Source organism: Mesorhizobium sp. P2_D6, assembly GCF_056404315.1.
Genome location: NZ_JBFUEG010000068.1, coordinates 1 through 1,659, shown reverse-complemented (window position 1 = coordinate 1,659; position 1,659 = coordinate 1). Strand labels below are relative to the sequence as shown.

General features: G+C 58.0%; 2 protein-coding genes. Both read left to right on the top strand.

The features are described from left to right. Positions 1 to 696: 696 nt before the first annotated feature. Positions 697 to 963, top strand: coding sequence for a type II toxin-antitoxin system ParD family antitoxin (locus tag AC1D1L_RS33620; protein ID WP_477345816.1), 267 nt, complete (start codon positions 697 to 699; stop codon positions 961 to 963). Between the two features lie 16 nt (positions 964 to 979). Further along, entirely contained in the window at positions 980 to 1,279 is a 300-nt protein-coding gene (locus AC1D1L_RS33615; protein WP_477345814.1) for a type II toxin-antitoxin system RelE/ParE family toxin, read from the top strand. The last annotated feature ends 380 nt before the right edge of the window (positions 1,280 to 1,659 follow it).

Below are 1,659 nucleotides of genomic sequence, written 5' to 3'. Positions count from 1 at the left end.
GGGGTGGAGCAGCCCGGTAGCTCGTCAGGCTCATAACCTGAAGGTCACAGGTTCAAATCCTGTCCCCGCAACCAAATACAAAAAGCCCGCCTCGTGCGGGCCTTTTTGTATTTTGCTGTGGTGGCCGGCCGGTTTTAACCTGCATCAGGGGCCCGCAAGGAAGGCGAAGCCGACGCCGCGGGACAGAAAAGCCAAATCCTGTCCCCGCAACCAAATCAAAAAGCCCGCCTCGTGCGGGCCTTTTTGTATTTTGCTGTGGTGGCCGGACACAAAGCCTCTCCCATTCCCCAAGCCAATTCTTCCGGCGCCTAGCTTCTCGAAACGAGCTTCCTTGTCGGTGGCCCCTGTAGCTCGCGCGTACATGGAAAGGGTCCAGGCTGATGCTCGCAGTCCGAAATCACATCCAAGCGAAATTTAGACCCAGCGAAGCCGGTTGGCTCCCGGGCTTTGCCCGACGCAGCAACCGCCACTTTTGCTTGCGACGAGAATGGCGGCAGATGATCCAGGCGTGAATCTTCGATCCATGCCGGCGCGATCGTGATGGGCAGCATTTCGATGCTGCAGAGCCAGGTGACGAATCATTCTCCCGCCGGCAGATCGTTGGAAACGAAGCATGGCCATGCGTGCACTCGCTGCTAATTATTGCTATCTATTGCTACTGACCCTGATTCGCACCATAATCTTCAGGAGATTGCCATGCCCAACTACGCACTGAACGACCACTATGAGAGCTTCATCAGGAAGCAGCTCGAATCAGGCCGCTACAACAATGCCAGTGAGGTTGTTCGCGCCGGCTTGCGTATGCTCGAGGATTTCGAGGCGGAGCGGGAAAGATGGCTGCGCGAGGAGATTCCGACGCGTTTGACCGAGCTCCGGCAGGATCCGGCGAAGGCTACTCCTGCCGAGACGGTTTTTTCGCAGCTCGAGGCGCGTCATCGCGCGAACCAGGCGAAAGCCAAGTAGGCAATGGAGTATCGCATTGTCTTCCACCCTAAAGGCGGAAGCTGAACTCCAACAGCTCTATGATGACATAGCCGACCGTACGTCGCCGCCGATCGCCTGGAATTTCATCGCCAGCATCGGCGACCATTGCCTCGGCCTGTCGACTTTTCCACAGCGCGGCACGGAGCGGGTCGAGATCATGCCTGGTCTGCGCATCATCGGCTACCGCCGCGCCGTCAGCATTGCCTTTGCGGTCGAGGCCGAGCGGGTCTTGGTCCTGGGCATCTTTTACGCCGGTCGAAACATCACGGCGGAATTGCTGGAAGATCGGCCCTGAAGCACTACTCAGGCTGGCGCTGTGGTCGACATTCACCGGGCAGAGCAGACGATTTTCAAGCCGATGGCACGCAGCCGCCGCCGAGGGATGGGAGCTTCGTAGAAGTGATCCGACCGCGGAACACCACTCATATTTCAGCCCCGTGGATATCTCTACGAGAAATCGAAAAAACATGAGTGATCGGTGTTGACAGTTTGAGTGGGTGGCGACTATATACGCCTCACGAACGAGGGCGGTGCGCCGCTGGCGGCGAAGCAGTTTGCTTCTGAATAAGCCCTTGTGAGAATTCAAGAGAGCCGCGTAAGCGACACTCGGACGGCCCCGAAGCCACAAGCGTAACGGGCCACGACCTCGCGTCTGCGGGGTCTGTTCTTTGAAAA